Here is a 14,085-nt window from a genome sequence, read left to right as displayed (position 1 = left end):
TCGGGTGACCGCCGACGAGGAGACGCTCCCGGTGCTCGCGCCGCCGGCCGAGGTGTCCGCCAACCTGGCCCGGCTCGCCGCCACCGTCGCCCGCCTGCGCGGCGAGGTCGACCACGCGCACGCCGTCGCCGACGGCCGCGCGTTGATCGAGCTGGCCAAGGGCGTCCTGATGGAACGCCTGCACTGCACGCCGGCCGACGCCGCGCGGCAGCTGGAGTCCCTCGCCGCACGCGCGGGGCTGACGCCGCTGGAGTTCGCCGCGGACGTCGTCGGCGAGGCCGCCGAGGACCGGATCAGCGAGGTGACGCAGGAGTTCCTGGCCCGCGCGGAAGGCGAGGACTCCGTCGCGGTCCGCTTGCGCACCGCGGAAAGCGGCGTGCTCGCGGCGGGGGACACCCAGCGCGTCGCGGAGTCCATTTTGGAGCACGCGCTGCGGCCGCTCGGGGCGACGGCGGTGGCGGTGTGGCTCGCCGGGCCCGACGGGTCCATGACGCTCGCGGGTTCGGCCGGGTTCTCCGCCGAGGAGGGCGCGCGCTGGCGGTACGTCCCGCCCGGCGTCGCGACCCCCGCCCGCAGCGCGCTGATCGAACGCGACACCGTCTGGTACCCGACGCTGGCCGGCGGCGGGCTGCCGTCGATCGGGCAGCACACGCTGGGCGACGGCGGCCGGGTCGCGGTGCCCACCGGCACCGGCGGCCGGATCATCGGCGTCGTCGAGATGTGCTGGCCCGAGCCGCTGCCCGCGGAACCGGGGCGGCTGCGGCGGCAGCTGGAGGCGCTGGCCGAGCTGTGCGCGCACACGCTCGACACGTGGGACGGCGTGATCGCGCCGGTGGCGGCCGACGGATCGGGCGACTTCCTCGGTGAGCTGGTGGACTTCGTCGACGGGCTGCACGACCCGGCCGTGCTGCTTTCGCCGTGCCTCGACGGCGGCCGGCTGAGCGACTTCCGGATCCACCACGCGAACGTCCGGTTCGCCGACCCCGGCGGGCGGCCGCGCAGCCGGATCGTCGGCACGCGGTTGCTGGAGACCTACCCGCTGGCCGCCGAGGAGAGCGGCCTGCTCGACATGATCCAGCGGGTCTACGCGACGGGAGAGCCGTTCCGCGCCGACAGCATGGCGATCACCACGCTGGTCGACAAGGTGCCGCTGACGGTGTTGACGGACATCAGCCTGACCCGGTTCGCCGGCAACGTGCTGCTGATCCTGCGCATCCAGGACGACGCGGCGAAGCTGGCGGTGCTGCTGCAGCACGCCCAGCGCCTCGGCCGCATCGGCGGGTTCGAAGAGAACGTCGTGACCGGCGCGATCACCTGGAACAGCGAGCTGTTCGCGCTGTACGGCTTGCCGCCCACCGCGACGCCGCTGTCGCTGCACGAGCTGGCCACGCACGCGCACCCGGACGACGCCCAGGCGATCGGCCGGTTCCTGCGCGCGGTGCTGCACCACCGGCGCCCGTCGTCGACGGCGTTCCGGCTGCAGCGCTCCGACGGCGTCGCCCGGCACATCCGGGTGGTCGCCGAGCCGGTCGTGGACGGCCGCGGCGAGCTGGTCGCGGTCCGCGGGGCCTACCAGGACGTCTCCGCGCAGCACTGGACCGAGGTGGCGCTGGCGGCGACGCGGGACCGGCTGGCCGAGACCGAGCAGCAGGCGATCGAGCGCAACCGGCTGGCACTGCAGCTGCAGCACGCGATCATGCCGCCGGCGAAGGGCCCGATCGACATGCCGGGCCTGCGCGCGGCGGTCCGCTACCGGCCGGCCGAGAAGGAGCACCTGGTCGGCGGCGACTGGTACGACGCGGTGGCGCTGCCGACGGGCGAGGTCCTGCTGTGCGTCGGCGACGTCGCCGGGCACGGCATCGACGCGGCGACCGGGATGGTGAGCCTGCGCAACGCACTGCGTGGTCTGGCAGCGACGGGCGCGGGGCCGGCGCAGCTGCTGACGTGGCTGAACCTGGTGGCCTACCACCTGACCGACCACGTGACGGCCACGGCGGTGGCGGCGGTGTACGACCCGGCGCACCGCAAGCTCCGCTGGGCCCGCGCGGGCCACTTGCCCCCGATCGTCCGCCACCGCGACGGCGGCGCGACGACGTTGCCGCTGATCAGGGGGCCCTTGCTGGGCGCGGTCCGCGACGTCGGCTACGAGGAGTCGGAGATCCAGCTCGACGAGGGCGACATCCTGTTGATCTACACGGACGGGTTGATCGAGCGGCGGGACCGGCCGGTCCAGGAGACGGTGGCCCGGTTGGTGACGCTGGTGAAGGGCCACGACGGGGGCTTGGAGAACCAGCTGGACACGTTGCTGACGTACAGCACGGCGGACACGGACGACGACACGTGCGTGGTGGGCATCGAGGTCCGGACGACGCCACCGGCCTGAGGCGGAGCTTTCACGTGAAAGCTCCGCGGCGAGGGCTCAGGGGTTGACCGCCAGCACCAGGAACCCGGCCAGCAGCACCAGGTGCACGCCGCCTTGGAGGCGGGTCGCCCGGCCGGGGACCACCGTCAGCACGCTCACCACCACCGTCAGCGCCAGCAGGACGATCTGCGTCGACCCCAAGCCCAGCAGCAGCTGGACCGGCAGCCACACCGAGGCCAGCGCGATCGCCGGGATCGTCAGGCCGATGCTCGCGATCGCCGAGCCGTAGGCCAGGTTGAGGCTGATCTGCATCCGGTCGCGCTGGGCCGCGCGCGTTGCCGCCAGCGTTTCCGGCAGCAGCACCAGCAACGCGATCACGACACCCACGAACGACTGCGGGAACCCGGCCGCGCGCACGCCCGCCTCGATCGCCGGGGACTCCACCTTCGCCAGCCCGACCACCGCGACCAATGCCACCAGCAGCAGTGCCAGGCTGCCGAGCGCAGCCCGGGTCGACGGCGGTTCCGCGTGGTCGTCCTCCTTGACCTCGCCGTCGGCCGCCACCGGGAGGAAGAAGTCGCGGTGGCGCACCGTCTGCGTCAGCACGAACGTCCCGTACAGCGCCAGGGATGCGAGCGCCGCGAACGTCAGCTGTGCCGGGGAGAACGCCGGGCCCGGCGTGCTGGAGGTGAACGTCGGCAGCACCAGGCTCAGCGTCGCCAGCGTTGCGACCGTCGCCAGCGCGGCCCCGCTGCCCTCAGGGTTGAACAGTGTCGAACCGTAGCGGCGTGCGCCGACGAGCAGGGAGATGCCGACGATGCCGTTCGTCGTGATCATCACCGCCGCGAACACCGTGTCCCGCGCCAGCGAGCCGGCCTCCGGGCCGCCGGAAACCATCATCGTGACGATCAGCGCGACCTCGATCACGGTGACCGCGACCGCGAGCACCAGCGACCCGAACGGCTCGCCGACGCGGTGCGCGACGACCTCCGCGTGGTGCACCGCCGCCAGCACGGTCGCGCCCAGCGCGATCGCCACGACCGCCACGAACACCGGGCCGAGGTCACGGCCCCACGCCAGTGCCAGCACGACGATCCCGAGCAGCGGCGTGACGGAGGTCCAGGACGTGAGGAAGGATCTCAGCGCGGCCATGTCCCCACCCTGTCACACCCAAGCGAAAACCGCCTGGTCCTAAGGCGGTTCTCACATAGTCCCTTGTGGACGGTCGAGGTCGGCGGCGAGGACGTACTGCCGGAAGGTTTCGCTCAACGGCGGGAGAGTCCGCCCGGCCGCCCACGCCAGCCCGATGTCGCGGGCAGCGTCCACATCGGTCAGTGCGAGGTGCGGCGCCGGGAACGTCGCCGTGTGCGGCAGCGGCAGCACCGACACGCCGAGCCCGGCGGTGACGAGCCCCCGCAGCGTCTCGACTTCGTCGCCCTCGAACCCGATCCGCGGCGCGAACCCGGCTTCGGCGCACAGCCGCTCGGTCGTCTCGCGCAGGGCGTAGCCGGGCCGCAGGAGGATGAACGTCTCGTCCGCGAGGTCGGCCAGCCGGACGCGCCGGCGGCCGGCGAGCCGGTGGTGCGGCGGGACCGCGAGCCGCAGCGGCTCGACGAGCAGGCGTTCCCAGCGCAGCTGCGCGTGCCCGGGGTCGCCGCTGGTGATGACGAGGTCCGCGGTGCCCTCGAGGAGCTCGGCCTCGAGTCCGGCTTCGCCGTGCTGCCGCAGTTCGAAGCGGGCGCCGGCGTGCTCGCGCAGGAAGCCGCTCAGCACCGACGGGACCAGCCACGTGCCGAACGTGTGCAGGAACGCCAGCGGCACCACGCCGGTGCCCGGGTCGACGATCTCGGCGACCTCGCGCAGGCCCTGGTCCAGCTGGTCGAGCACGGCCTCGACGTGCCGCCGGAACGCGTGCCCGGCCGGGGTCAGCCGCAGCACCCGCCCGGACCGGCGGAACAGCTCGGCGCCGGCGTCGTGCTCGAGCCGCCGCAGCGCCCGCGACAGCGCGGGCTGGGTGAGGTGGCCCCGCGCGGCCGTCTCCGTGACGGTGGCGCCGCCGGCGACCTCGCGGAACAGGCGCAGCGTCTGGACGTCCATGCCCTCAGTGTATGGATTTCCACCCAATCAGGCATTGGACGCATCGGTCGCGACGGGCCACGCTGAAGGTATGGCAACCGTGGCGGAACAACTGGTCAGGACCCTGCGCGACGCGGGTGTCGAACGCATCTACGGCATCGTCGGCGACAGCCTCAACCCGATCGTCGACGCGGTCCGCCGCACCGACGGCATCGAGTGGGTGCACGTCCGGCACGAGGAGACCGCCGCCTTCGCCGCGGCGGCCGAAGCGCAGGTCACCGGCAAGCTCGCCGTGTGCGCGGGCAGCTGCGGGCCGGGCAACCTGCACCTGATCAACGGCCTCTTCGACGCCCACCGCTCCGGCGCGCCGGTGCTCGCGATCGCGTCGCACATCCCCTCGAACCAGATCGGCACCGGCTTCTTCCAGGAGACCCACCCGGACCGGCTCTTCGCCGAGTGCAGCCACTTCAGCGAGGTCGTCGCAGACCCGGCGCAGCTGCCGCGGCTGCTGCGCATCGCCACGCAGGCCGCCGTCGGCAAGGGCGGCGTCGCCGTGCTGACCATCCCGGGTGACCTCGCCGACCGCAAGGCGACCGGCCCGCTGACCGAGCGCCTCCCGCTCGTCACGCCGTCGCCCGCTGTGCCGGCCCCGGAGACCGTCCAGGAGCTCGCGGACCTGCTGAACTCGGGCGAGAAGGTGATGCTGTTCGCCGGCGCGGGCGTCCGCGGCGCGCACGACGAGGTCATGGCGCTGGCGGAGAAGCTGGCCGCACCGGTCGGGCACTCGCTCGGCGGCAAGGAGTGGATCCAGTTCGACAACCCGTTCGACGTCGGCATGAGCGGCCTGCTCGGCTACGGCGCCTGCTACGACGCGATGCACGAAGCCGACCGGATCGTGTTGCTGGGCACGGACTTCCCGTACGACAACTTCCTCCCGCAGGCCCGCACGATCCAGCTCGACCACGACGCCTCGCGCCTCGGCCGGCGCACACCCCTGGACTTGGCGGTGCACGGCGACGTCAAGGAGACGCTGCGGGCGCTGCTCCCGCTGCTGCGGCCCCGCACCGACCGCGCGTTCCTCGACCGGATGCTGCGCGAACACGTGCGGAAGCTGGAGAAGGTCGTCGGCGCGTACACGGGCAAGATCGAGCAGCGCCGGCCGATCCACCCGGAGTACGTCGCCTCGGTGCTCGACGAAGTCGCCGCGGACGACGCCGTGTTCACGGTGGACACGGGCATGGGCAACGTCTGGGCCGCGCGCTACCTGACCCCGAACGGCCGCCGCCGCGTGCTCGGCTCGTTCCGGCACGGCAGCATGGCGAACGCGCTGCCGCACGCGATCGGCGCGCAGCTGTCCCAGCCGGGCCGCCAGGTCGTGTCCCTCTCGGGCGACGGCGGGCTCGCGATGCTGATGGGCGACCTGCTGACGCTGCCCGCCTACGACGTCCCGGTCAAGGTGGTGGTGTTCAACAACGCCACGCTGGGCATGGTCAAGCTGGAGATGCTCGTCGACGGCCTCCCGGACTTCGGCACCGACCACGCACCGGTGAACTTCGCGGCGATCGCGGCGGCGTGCGGGGTGTTCTCGGTCCGGGTCGAGGACCCGGCCGACGTCCGCGCCGCGCTGGAGAAGGCGTTCGCCCACCCGGGTCCGGCGGTGGTCGAGGTGGTGACCGACCCGAACGCGCTGTCGATCCCGCCGCGCATCACCGGCGAGATGGTGCGCGGGTTCGCCTTGGGCGCGACGAAGACGGTGCTCAACGGCGGCGTCGGCAAGATGGTCGACCTGGCGCGCGCCAACCTGCGCAACGCGCCGCGGCCGTGAGCCGGGGGTGGCCACCACCTCGTCGTGGTGGCCACCCCCGGGCTCAGGGGTCGGTGACGATGATCCCGGCGGCGACCAGGTGGGCCAGTGCCGCCACCAGCCGCGCCCGGCTGGTTTCGGCGAGTTCCGCGGCGTCGAGCGCGTCGCGGGCCGTCGCGTGCATCGCCAGTGCACGGGCGAAGCGGAGCACGTCCGGGGCGTCGAACAGGCACCCGTCCCGGCGGTCGCGGGCGAGCGCGTCGAGGGGTACCAGCGGGTTCAGCCGGTACGGCGCGTCGAGGTCCACTGTGGACTCCGGTGGGTCACTCGTGGACGATGACGCCGCGGATGTTCTTGCCGTCGCGTAGGTCCTGGTAGCCCTCGTTCACCTGCTCGAGGGCGTACTTGCGGGTCACCAGCTCGTCGAGCTTGAGCTGCCCGGCGTCGTAGAGGCGCAGCAGCCGGACGATGTCGTACTGCGGGTTCGCCGACCCGAACAGCGTGCCCTTGATCGTCTTTTCGAAGAGCGTCAGGACGCCGCCGGAGACGTGGACGGTGAGCTTTTCGGGGTTGGCGAGGCCGGTGATGACGACCGTGCCGCCCTTGCCGACGACGTTGAACGCTTCGCTCACCACGTCTTCGTCGACCGTGCCGACGGTGATCAGCGCCTGGTCGGCCAGCTGGCCCCACGTGAGCTCGTTGACCTTCTCGGCGGCTTCGGCCGCGGTCGCGAACGCGTGGGTGGCGCCGAACTTGAGCGCGGCCTCCCGCTTGAACTCGACGGGGTCGACGGCGACGACGTACTTCGCCCCGGCGTGTTTGGCGCCCTGCACGGCGTTGATGCCGATGCCGCCGATGCCGTAGACGACGGTGGTGTCGCCGGCCCGGACACCGCCGGCGTAGTTGGCGGTGGCCCAGCCGGTCGGGACGCCGCAGCCGACCAGGACGGCGGTTTCCAGCGGCAGCCAGTCGTCGACCTTGACGACGGAGTGCTGCGAGATGGTGGCGCGCTCGGAGAACGTGCCGAGCATGCACATCGCGCCGAAGTCCTGCCCGCCGCCGTGGAAGCGGAAGGTGCCGTCGGGCAGGTGGCCCTCGAGGATGGTGGCGCCCATGTCGCAGAGGTTCTGGCGGCCGGTCGAGCAGTAGCGGCAGGTGCCGCAGTTGGGGATGAAGCTGCAGACGACGTGGTCGCCCGGCTGCACCTTGGTGACGCCCGCGCCGACCTCCTCGACGATCCCGGCGCCCTCGTGGCCCCCGATGATCGGGAAGCGCGGCACCAGGTCGTTGTCGATGAGGTGCAGGTCCGAGTGGCACAACCCGGCGGCGGTGTACTTGATGAGCACCTCGCCGGGACCCGGGCCGTCGAGGTCCAGCTCCATGATCTCGAACGGCTTCCCGGCATCGAACAGTACGGCTGCCTTGGTCTTCACGGCCATCTCCTCCACGTGCGGCGGTGGTCCGTCGATTGTGGGCAGGCGCCGGTTCCGTGAAGTGTCCGAATCCCGGACAGTCGTGGTCAGCGGACCCGCAACGCGCGCATCCGGTTGTAGAGCGTCGAGCGGCTGATGCCCAGCTGCTTGGCCGCCCGGACCTTGTTGCCGTCGCAGGCTCGCAACGTCCGGACGATCACGTCGTACTCCGCCTGCTCCCAGCCGGTCAGCGCACCCGGGGCCGTCTCCGCGCAGCCCGGGGCCACGTCCTCCGCCGTCAAGTCGCCCGCCGACCGGCGGTCGGCCGCGCCCGCCAGCACTCCCGCCAGCTCGCGGAGATTGCCCGGCCACTGCTGCGAACCCAGCAGTTCCAGCGCGCCCGGCGTCAACCGCAGGGAGTCGCCGAAGCCGCGCAGCAACGCGCGCGCGATCCCCGGGATCTCGTCTCGGCGCTCGCGCAACGGCGGCAGCTCGATCCGGCGGTGCATGCGCGCCGCCAAGGTCGCCTGCTCGCCGCGCAGTTCCGCCGGCGGGCCGCTGAGGAGGGCGAACCACGCCGTCGTCGTGTCCAGCAGGCGGGACAGGCGGACCGCCGCCAGCGGGGGCAGCAGCTGGATGCCGTCGACCACCAGCAGGCCGCCACCGGCGCAGGCCGCTTCGACCCGGGCGCACCAGGCCGGCACCGAGTCGGCGACGACGTCGGACGCGTCGAACTCGTGCACCGGCTCGTCCCCGGCGACGATCCGCGCCGCCGTCGTCCGGCCCGCGCCCGGCTCGCCGGAGATCAGCACGCGACGGCGGGCCCGGCCCGCGCCGCGGAGGCGCTCGTCGATCTGCGCCGGGAACAGGCCCTGCGCGGCACGCGGGCGCGACACCACCGGGCTCGACGTCCGCACCGGCGCCAGCTCGAACAGCAGCCCGGCGTTCGCCGACACCGCCTCGACGCGCACCTCGACCGGCGTGCCCGACGTCAGCCGCAGCCGCCGCAGGCCGCGTCGGGTGCGGCCCAGCTCGCGCAGCAGCCGGTGGTCGGCCGTGTCGACCAGCTCGGTCGCCGCGGTGTTGGCCAGCACGACGTCCTGGCCGAGCGCCAGCACCGCGCACGCCCGGTGCTGCACCGACTGGAACGCGGCCAGCAGCTGCTGTTCCGCGAACTTGGCGCCGTCGAGCAGCCGCCGTTCGATGTCCGCGACCGCGCGCCGCAGGAACGGCCCGAGCAGCGGGTTCGCGTCGCCCGCCGGCCCGGTGATGTCGAGGACGCCGGCGAGGCGCCGCGTCGCCGGGTGCACCACCGGGTGGCCGTAGCAGGTGAACTGCTTCATGGCTTCGAGGAAGTGCTCGTCGCCGTCGACGGAGACGCCGCGGCGGGTCTCGAACGGCGTCGCGAGGGAGTTCGTCCCGGTCCGCTCCTCCAGGAACTGGCAGCCGGGCACCGCGCTGATGTCCTCCAGCGCCAGCTCGACCGACCGCTCGCTGAAGCGGCGGGCCACGATCCGGCACTCGTCGTCGGCCAGGATGACGCAGAAGCGCGTGCCGGCCAGCTGCCGGGCCAGCTCGTCCAGCACCGGGGAGGCGGCCCGCAGCAGCCGGCTGCGGCTGTCGACGTCGGCGACGTCCAGGCGCTCGACCGGCGACGCCGGCGAGAGCCCGGAAAGCTCCGCCCGCCGCCACGACTGCGCGATCTCGGTCCGCAGGTCCACTCGCACTCCTCGCCGAGCCGATCGGTGTCCCCGGACTGCCATCATCACACGGACGGCGCGAAGGGAGAACCTTCGCGACGGATTCCGTTGCCGGACAACGGTTACGTGCCCCACTCCGGCAGCCGGACGCCGTGCAGGCCGCGGTAAGCCGCGCGCTCCGGTTCGCGCCGGCCGTCGAGCAGGGCGTCACGGGGCTTGAACACCTCGACGCCGATCGGGTGGCAGACGTCGATCGGGTCGCGGGCGCCCGGGCCCCAGAGCGGGACGGACAGGTCGCCGCCCGGGCACGTCGACAGCGCGCACAGCAGGTCCAGCTCGGCGAAGAACTCGAAGTGGTCGCCGGGGCGGGCGGGGCAGGCCTTCATGAAGTACCGGTCCTCGTCGTTGAGGCCGGTGCACTGGAAGACGTTCAGGACGTCGTGCACGTCGAACTCGGTCAGCCCGAACGGCGCGACCGCGCGCACCAGGTTCGAGTGGCAGTGGAAGTCGAAGTCCTCGCCGGTAAGCATCCGGTTGACGTACGGGTCGCACCGGGTGCCGAGCAGGTCGTGCACGCGGCCGCCGTCGGGGTCTTCGCCGTAGTTCTCGAGCGTGTCGGCGGTGATCGTCGCGAGCGGGCGGAGGAAGGGCAGCGTCGACCAGAGCCGGTCGAACGTGCTGACGTGGGCGCGCTGGAGCTGGCGGGTGCGGGCGGCCCAGAAGCGCTCACGGGGGTCGTTCGCGTTCCACAGGTTGAGGTCGCCGACCTGCGGGCCGTCGACGGTCTTGAGCCGGCAGAGGTGGCCCGCGGGCACCCGCCACGCGCGGCCGGAGCGGATGGGGACCTCGAAGGCGTCGACGAGCTCCCGGCCGTCGTCCTCGGCGAGCCGCCGGTAGAAGTCCTGGTCGACGTCGAGCGCGCGGCCCTGGTAGGCGGCTGGGGGCATCGGGGTCTCCTCGTGCGTGCGGATGCTCTTCCAGCATGCCCGGCTACGCACGGTGGTGTTCGATCACTCGTTCGGCTGCTGGGGCGGTGACCGGTCGGCCTTTTACCGTCGAGGGAGCTCTACTCGTGGGAGGAGTGACCGGCGGTGCTCGTGACCTTCCAGCGCACCGGTGACGAGCGGCGCCTGCCCGCCGCGGCGGAGCACCTCGTGGGACTGTTGCGTTCGTGGGGCCCTGGTCCGGACCACCTGACGGGGCTGGCGCTGGCGGGGATCACGGTCCCGAGCCGGCGCGGACCCCGGGTGGTGGACGCGCTGGTGTTCACCCGGTCGGGCGTCGTGGTGATCGCGGCGCACGAGCCGGGGGAGGGCGTGACGCCGGGGCCGGAGGAGCGGGCCGGAGCGGGGGTCGCGGCGGCGAAGGGGGCGTTGGCCGCCCACGACGGCGGGCGGTACGTGACGGGGCTGGTCGCGGTCGTGCCGCCGGTTTCGGGCGGGTACGAGGAATTGGTGACCCGGCTGGCCGAACCGCAGCTCGAGTCCGAACCGGCGCCGAGCGGGCGCGAAGAGCCGGCGCCCGGACCGCCACCCGAGCCCGACACGCCGCGGGCCGAGCCGGGCCTCGTCGCCGTTCCGCACCCGCGCGAACCCGAGTCCGTCCCCGGCGTGGCCGTCGTCCTCGCCGATCCTCGCGGCCTGCGCCGGATCATCGGCCAGCACAACCGCTGGCGCACCGTCTGGTCGGCCGACGACGTCCTCGACGCCTGCTACGCCCTCTCCCTGGCCCACCTCGCCCCACCGCGCTCGGCGCTCCTCGCCGACGGCTTCCCCGCCCGCATCCCCACCCGGTCGCGCGTGCCCGAACTGCCCGCCGTCGTCGAAGTCCCGCCCGATCCGCCGCCTGCTCCGGTCGACGACGAGCCCGGTCCGCGGATCCCGGTCCAGCGCGGCCAGGCCGCCTTCCCGCGGCAACGGCCCATCCGGCTCGTGCCCTGGGCGCTGCTCTTCGTCCTCACTCTGCTCGTCACCGTCGGCATCATCGCCGCGGTTTTCGTCGCGCAGGTGTTCCACGGCTCGTAAAATTCGCGCCAACTAGGCCATCTGCACCGTTTCCCCGCGTCGGCGCCGGGGCACCTCCCGGTAGACGTGAAAGGGGTTCACGATGCCGCGCACCCGAGCGCTCGTCCTGCTGGCCGTCCTCGCCGGCGCTTCCCTCACCGGCTGCAAGGTGCCCGACGGACTGGCCGCCGGGAGCCAGCCCACCGGCACGCAGCAAGCTCCGCCCATCGCGCCCGCCGAGGCGCGGGCTCAGCTGGCGAAGCTGCCGATCGCCGTGCGCGGCACGATGGACGGCTACAGCCGCGACAAGTTCCCGCACTGGGACAAGGTCGACGGCGCCTGCGACACGCGCGAGCAGGTGCTCAAGCGCGACGGCAAGGACGTCACCACCAACGCCGACTGCGCCGCGAAGTCGGGCACCTGGGTCAGCGCGTACGACGGCGAGACCTGGCACAAAGCGTCCGATGTGGACATCGACCACATGGTGCCGCTCGGGCAGGCCTGGGTCAGCGGCGCGAAGAAGTGGACCCAGGAACGCCGCGAGCAGTTCGCCAACGACCTGATCCGCCCGCAGCTGCACGCGGTCACCGACAACCTCAACGAGCAGAAGAGCGACAAGGCCCCGGACCAGTGGAAACCGCCGCTCGTCTCGTACTGGTGCACCTACGCCACCGACTGGATCGTCGTCAAGAGCAACTACGGCCTGACGATCACCGTCCCGGAGAAGACGGCCCTGGAGACCATGCTGCAGCGCTGCTAGAACGACCGCGCCGCCGCGACCGCCTGGCCGGCGTACGACCGTCCGAACAGGACCGTGTGGACCAGCAGCGGGAACAGCTGGTGCAGCCCGATCCGGTCGCGCCACCCGTCGGCCAGGGGCGCGGCCTCGTCGTACGCGGCGACGACGCGGTCGAGGTGCGGGCAGCCGAACAGGTGCAGCATCGCCAGGTCCGTCTCGCGGTGCCCGCCGTGCGCGGCCGGGTCGATCAGCCACGCCTCGCGGCCGTCCCACAGGACGTTGCCGGTCCACAGGTCGCCGTGCAGCCGCGCCGGCGGCTCGGCCGACGCCGGGATCCGCGCACACGCGCGCTCGAACACCGCCGCCTCCGACGCGTCGAACGTTCCCGCGTCGACGGCCCGCCGCACATACGGCAGCACCCGGTCGGACGCGTACCACGACGCCCACTCGGCACTCGGGACGTTCACCATCGGCGCCAGCCCGATCCACGCGTCGGCGGCCCCCTCCGGGGGCAGCGAGCCGAACGCGGGCGCTCCGGCCGCGTGCAGGCCGGCCAGCCCCCGCCCGAAGCGCTCCGCCGCCGGCGCCGACGCGCGACCGGCCGGGACGCGGTCGATGACCAGCGTCTCGTCGTCCTGGCCGCGGATTTCCGGCACCGCAACCGTGCCCGCCGCGGCCAGCCAGCGCAGGCCCGCGGCTTCCGCGGCGGTCGCGCCGGGGGCGTGCCCCCGCTTGACCACGACGTCACGCGGATCGCTCATACCCCGCACGGTACCGGCGCGCTACGGTGTCCGCCGGAGGGTGCGAAAGTGACGGTGCGGGTCCAGCAGTTCGAAAAGGTGCTGACGACGCTGGCGGAGGTCCAGCGGTCGGAAGCACGCGACTATTCGTCGTTCAGCGTGCGCGGCAAGCGGTTCGGCTACTTCTGGCCGCGCACCCGCACGGTCGGGTTGAAGCAGACGATCTCCGAGCAGCTGGCGCTGGTGGCCGAACGCCCGGACGTGTTCGAGGTCCAGTTCACGGCCGGCGGCTTCGGCTGGGTGGTCGTCTACCTCGACGAGATCGACGTCGACGAGCTGGGCGAGCTGGTCTACGAAGCCTGGCGGCTGTCGGCGCCCGAAGAGCTCGTCGCCGAGGTGCCCTTCACCAGGATCGCCCGCGCGTAGAGCAGGTCGAACCCCTGCCGCTGCACGTTCTGCTGGGACTTCGAGCCGGGCTGGGTGGTGACGACGGCGATGTCGCACCCGGCCTCGGCGGCCGCCGCCAGCCGTGCGCGCAGCAGGGCCGTCTGCACCCCTCGGCGGCGAAACCGCGGCACGGTCGCGGCGCCGGTGAACTGCGCGATCCCGTCCGTGACGCGGAAACTCGCGCCCCCGGCGAACTCGCCGTCCCGCTCCGCGACGTAGCGCCGCACCCCGGACATGTCGCGCAAGGCCCGGATGAGCGTCTCCCGCGGGAAGTCCTCGTGCGAGGGCAGCCCTTCGGTGTCGGCGACGGCGCTGGCGTCGGCGACCACCGCCAGCCACCGCTCGAGCTCGTCCTCGCGGATCAGCCGGACGCCGGCGGGCTCGCCGGCGTCGCCGAGCCGCCGCCCGAGCACGCTTTCGAACGACTCCAGGTGGTAGCCGCGCCGGGTGAGCAGCGCGCCCACCGCGGGGTCGGCGAGCGGCGAAAGCTCGACCTGCACCGGCGCGCCCAGCTCCGCGAAGGCCGCTTCGACCTCGGCCAGTTCGGCCTCCGGCGGCACGCCGTCGAAGCCGAGCCCGATGACCTTGTTGAACGGCGAGTCCGCCTCGGCGAAGCTGGCGACCCCACCGGCCAGCGGCCGCGCGAAGCCGACGTCGTCCCCGCGCCGCACGCGCGCGGCGTCGCTGCTCTCGGCCGTCAGCCGCGCCTCGGCCCGATCGATCCGCGCCGCCAGCGCCGTGTCGCAGAAGAGCCGCTCCCCGTCCATGCGCCCACAGTGCCGGACGCGCGGACGGGGAGCCA

At 73.2% G+C, this 14,085-nt stretch carries 13 protein-coding genes; 5 read left to right on the top strand and 8 right to left on the bottom strand.

The features are described from left to right. The first annotated feature begins 4 nt into the window (after positions 1–4). On the top strand, positions 5–2,383 hold the full coding sequence (locus ACIQWX_RS22750) for a SpoIIE family protein phosphatase (protein ID WP_400874272.1): 2,379 nt from the start codon (positions 5–7) through the stop codon (positions 2,381–2,383). A 36-nt stretch (positions 2,384–2,419) separates the two neighbouring features. Here the strand turns inward: ACIQWX_RS22750 and ACIQWX_RS22745 are convergent, their stop codons facing one another. Beyond that, positions 2,420–3,514, bottom strand: coding sequence for a calcium:proton antiporter (locus tag ACIQWX_RS22745; protein ID WP_400874269.1), 1,095 nt, complete (start codon positions 3,512–3,514; stop codon positions 2,420–2,422). A gap of 51 nt (positions 3,515–3,565) precedes the next feature. Further along, positions 3,566–4,459: a LysR family transcriptional regulator gene (locus ACIQWX_RS22740; RefSeq protein WP_400874266.1), complete on the bottom strand. Its 894-nt coding sequence runs from the start codon at positions 4,457–4,459 to the stop codon at positions 3,566–3,568. Between the two features lie 70 nt (positions 4,460–4,529). Between ACIQWX_RS22740 and ACIQWX_RS22735 the strand changes: the two genes are divergently transcribed. Then, positions 4,530–6,263, top strand: a complete 1,734-nt coding sequence (locus ACIQWX_RS22735; RefSeq protein WP_400874264.1) for a pyruvate dehydrogenase — start codon at positions 4,530–4,532, stop codon at positions 6,261–6,263. A gap of 43 nt (positions 6,264–6,306) precedes the next feature. Here the strand turns inward: ACIQWX_RS22735 and ACIQWX_RS22730 are convergent, their stop codons facing one another. The 4 genes from ACIQWX_RS22730 to ACIQWX_RS22715 all read right to left on the bottom strand — a co-directional run bounded on the left by ACIQWX_RS22730 (position 6,307) and on the right by ACIQWX_RS22715 (position 10,301). Continuing rightward, positions 6,307–6,549, bottom strand: coding sequence for a hypothetical protein (locus ACIQWX_RS22730; protein WP_400874262.1), 243 nt, complete (start codon positions 6,547–6,549; stop codon positions 6,307–6,309). Between the two features lie 16 nt (positions 6,550–6,565). Then, positions 6,566–7,675 carry an NDMA-dependent alcohol dehydrogenase gene (locus tag ACIQWX_RS22725; protein ID WP_400874259.1) on the bottom strand — a complete coding sequence of 370 codons (1,110 nt, stop codon included), beginning with the start codon at positions 7,673–7,675 and terminating at the stop codon, positions 6,566–6,568. Between the two features lie 86 nt (positions 7,676–7,761). Then, a complete protein-coding gene (locus ACIQWX_RS22720; protein ID WP_400874256.1) occupies positions 7,762–9,375 on the bottom strand; it encodes a sigma-54-dependent Fis family transcriptional regulator in 1,614 nt (537 codons plus the stop codon). A gap of 101 nt (positions 9,376–9,476) precedes the next feature. Continuing rightward, entirely contained in the window at positions 9,477–10,301 is an 825-nt protein-coding gene (locus ACIQWX_RS22715; RefSeq protein ID WP_400874253.1) for an urea carboxylase-associated family protein, read from the bottom strand. A gap of 144 nt (positions 10,302–10,445) precedes the next feature. On the opposite strand from ACIQWX_RS22715, the gene ACIQWX_RS22710 reads away from it, so the two are divergent. After that, positions 10,446–11,378 carry a hypothetical protein gene (locus tag ACIQWX_RS22710; protein WP_400874251.1) on the top strand — a complete coding sequence of 311 codons (933 nt, stop codon included), beginning with the start codon at positions 10,446–10,448 and terminating at the stop codon, positions 11,376–11,378. Positions 11,379–11,460: 82 nt separating this feature from the next. Beyond that, positions 11,461–12,117 carry an HNH endonuclease family protein gene (locus ACIQWX_RS22705; protein ID WP_400874248.1) on the top strand — a complete coding sequence of 219 codons (657 nt, stop codon included), beginning with the start codon at positions 11,461–11,463 and terminating at the stop codon, positions 12,115–12,117. Here ACIQWX_RS22705 and ACIQWX_RS22700 read toward each other — a convergent pair. Further along, positions 12,114–12,857, bottom strand: coding sequence for a fructosamine kinase family protein (locus tag ACIQWX_RS22700; protein ID WP_400874245.1), 744 nt, complete (start codon positions 12,855–12,857; stop codon positions 12,114–12,116). The two genes, ACIQWX_RS22705 and ACIQWX_RS22700, sit on opposite strands and share 4 nt — an antisense overlap. A 48-nt stretch (positions 12,858–12,905) precedes the next feature. Here ACIQWX_RS22700 and ACIQWX_RS22695 point away from each other — a divergent pair, with 48 nt between their 5' ends. Next, complete coding sequence (locus ACIQWX_RS22695; protein WP_400874243.1) at positions 12,906–13,262, top strand: MmcQ/YjbR family DNA-binding protein; 357 nt, start codon at positions 12,906–12,908, stop codon at positions 13,260–13,262. On the opposite strand, the gene ACIQWX_RS22690 is transcribed toward ACIQWX_RS22695, so the two are convergent. After that, entirely contained in the window at positions 13,187–14,050 is an 864-nt protein-coding gene (locus ACIQWX_RS22690) for a GNAT family N-acetyltransferase (RefSeq protein ID WP_400874240.1), read from the bottom strand. The genes ACIQWX_RS22695 and ACIQWX_RS22690 overlap by 76 nt on opposite strands. Positions 14,051–14,085 lie beyond the last annotated feature (35 nt).

The sequence above is a fragment of the Amycolatopsis sp. NPDC098790 genome (genome assembly GCF_044759945.1).
Classification (GTDB): domain Bacteria; phylum Actinomycetota; class Actinomycetes; order Mycobacteriales; family Pseudonocardiaceae; genus Amycolatopsis.
Note: the sequence above shows the minus strand (reverse complement) of the source record. Positions and strands in the feature narration are given on the sequence as shown.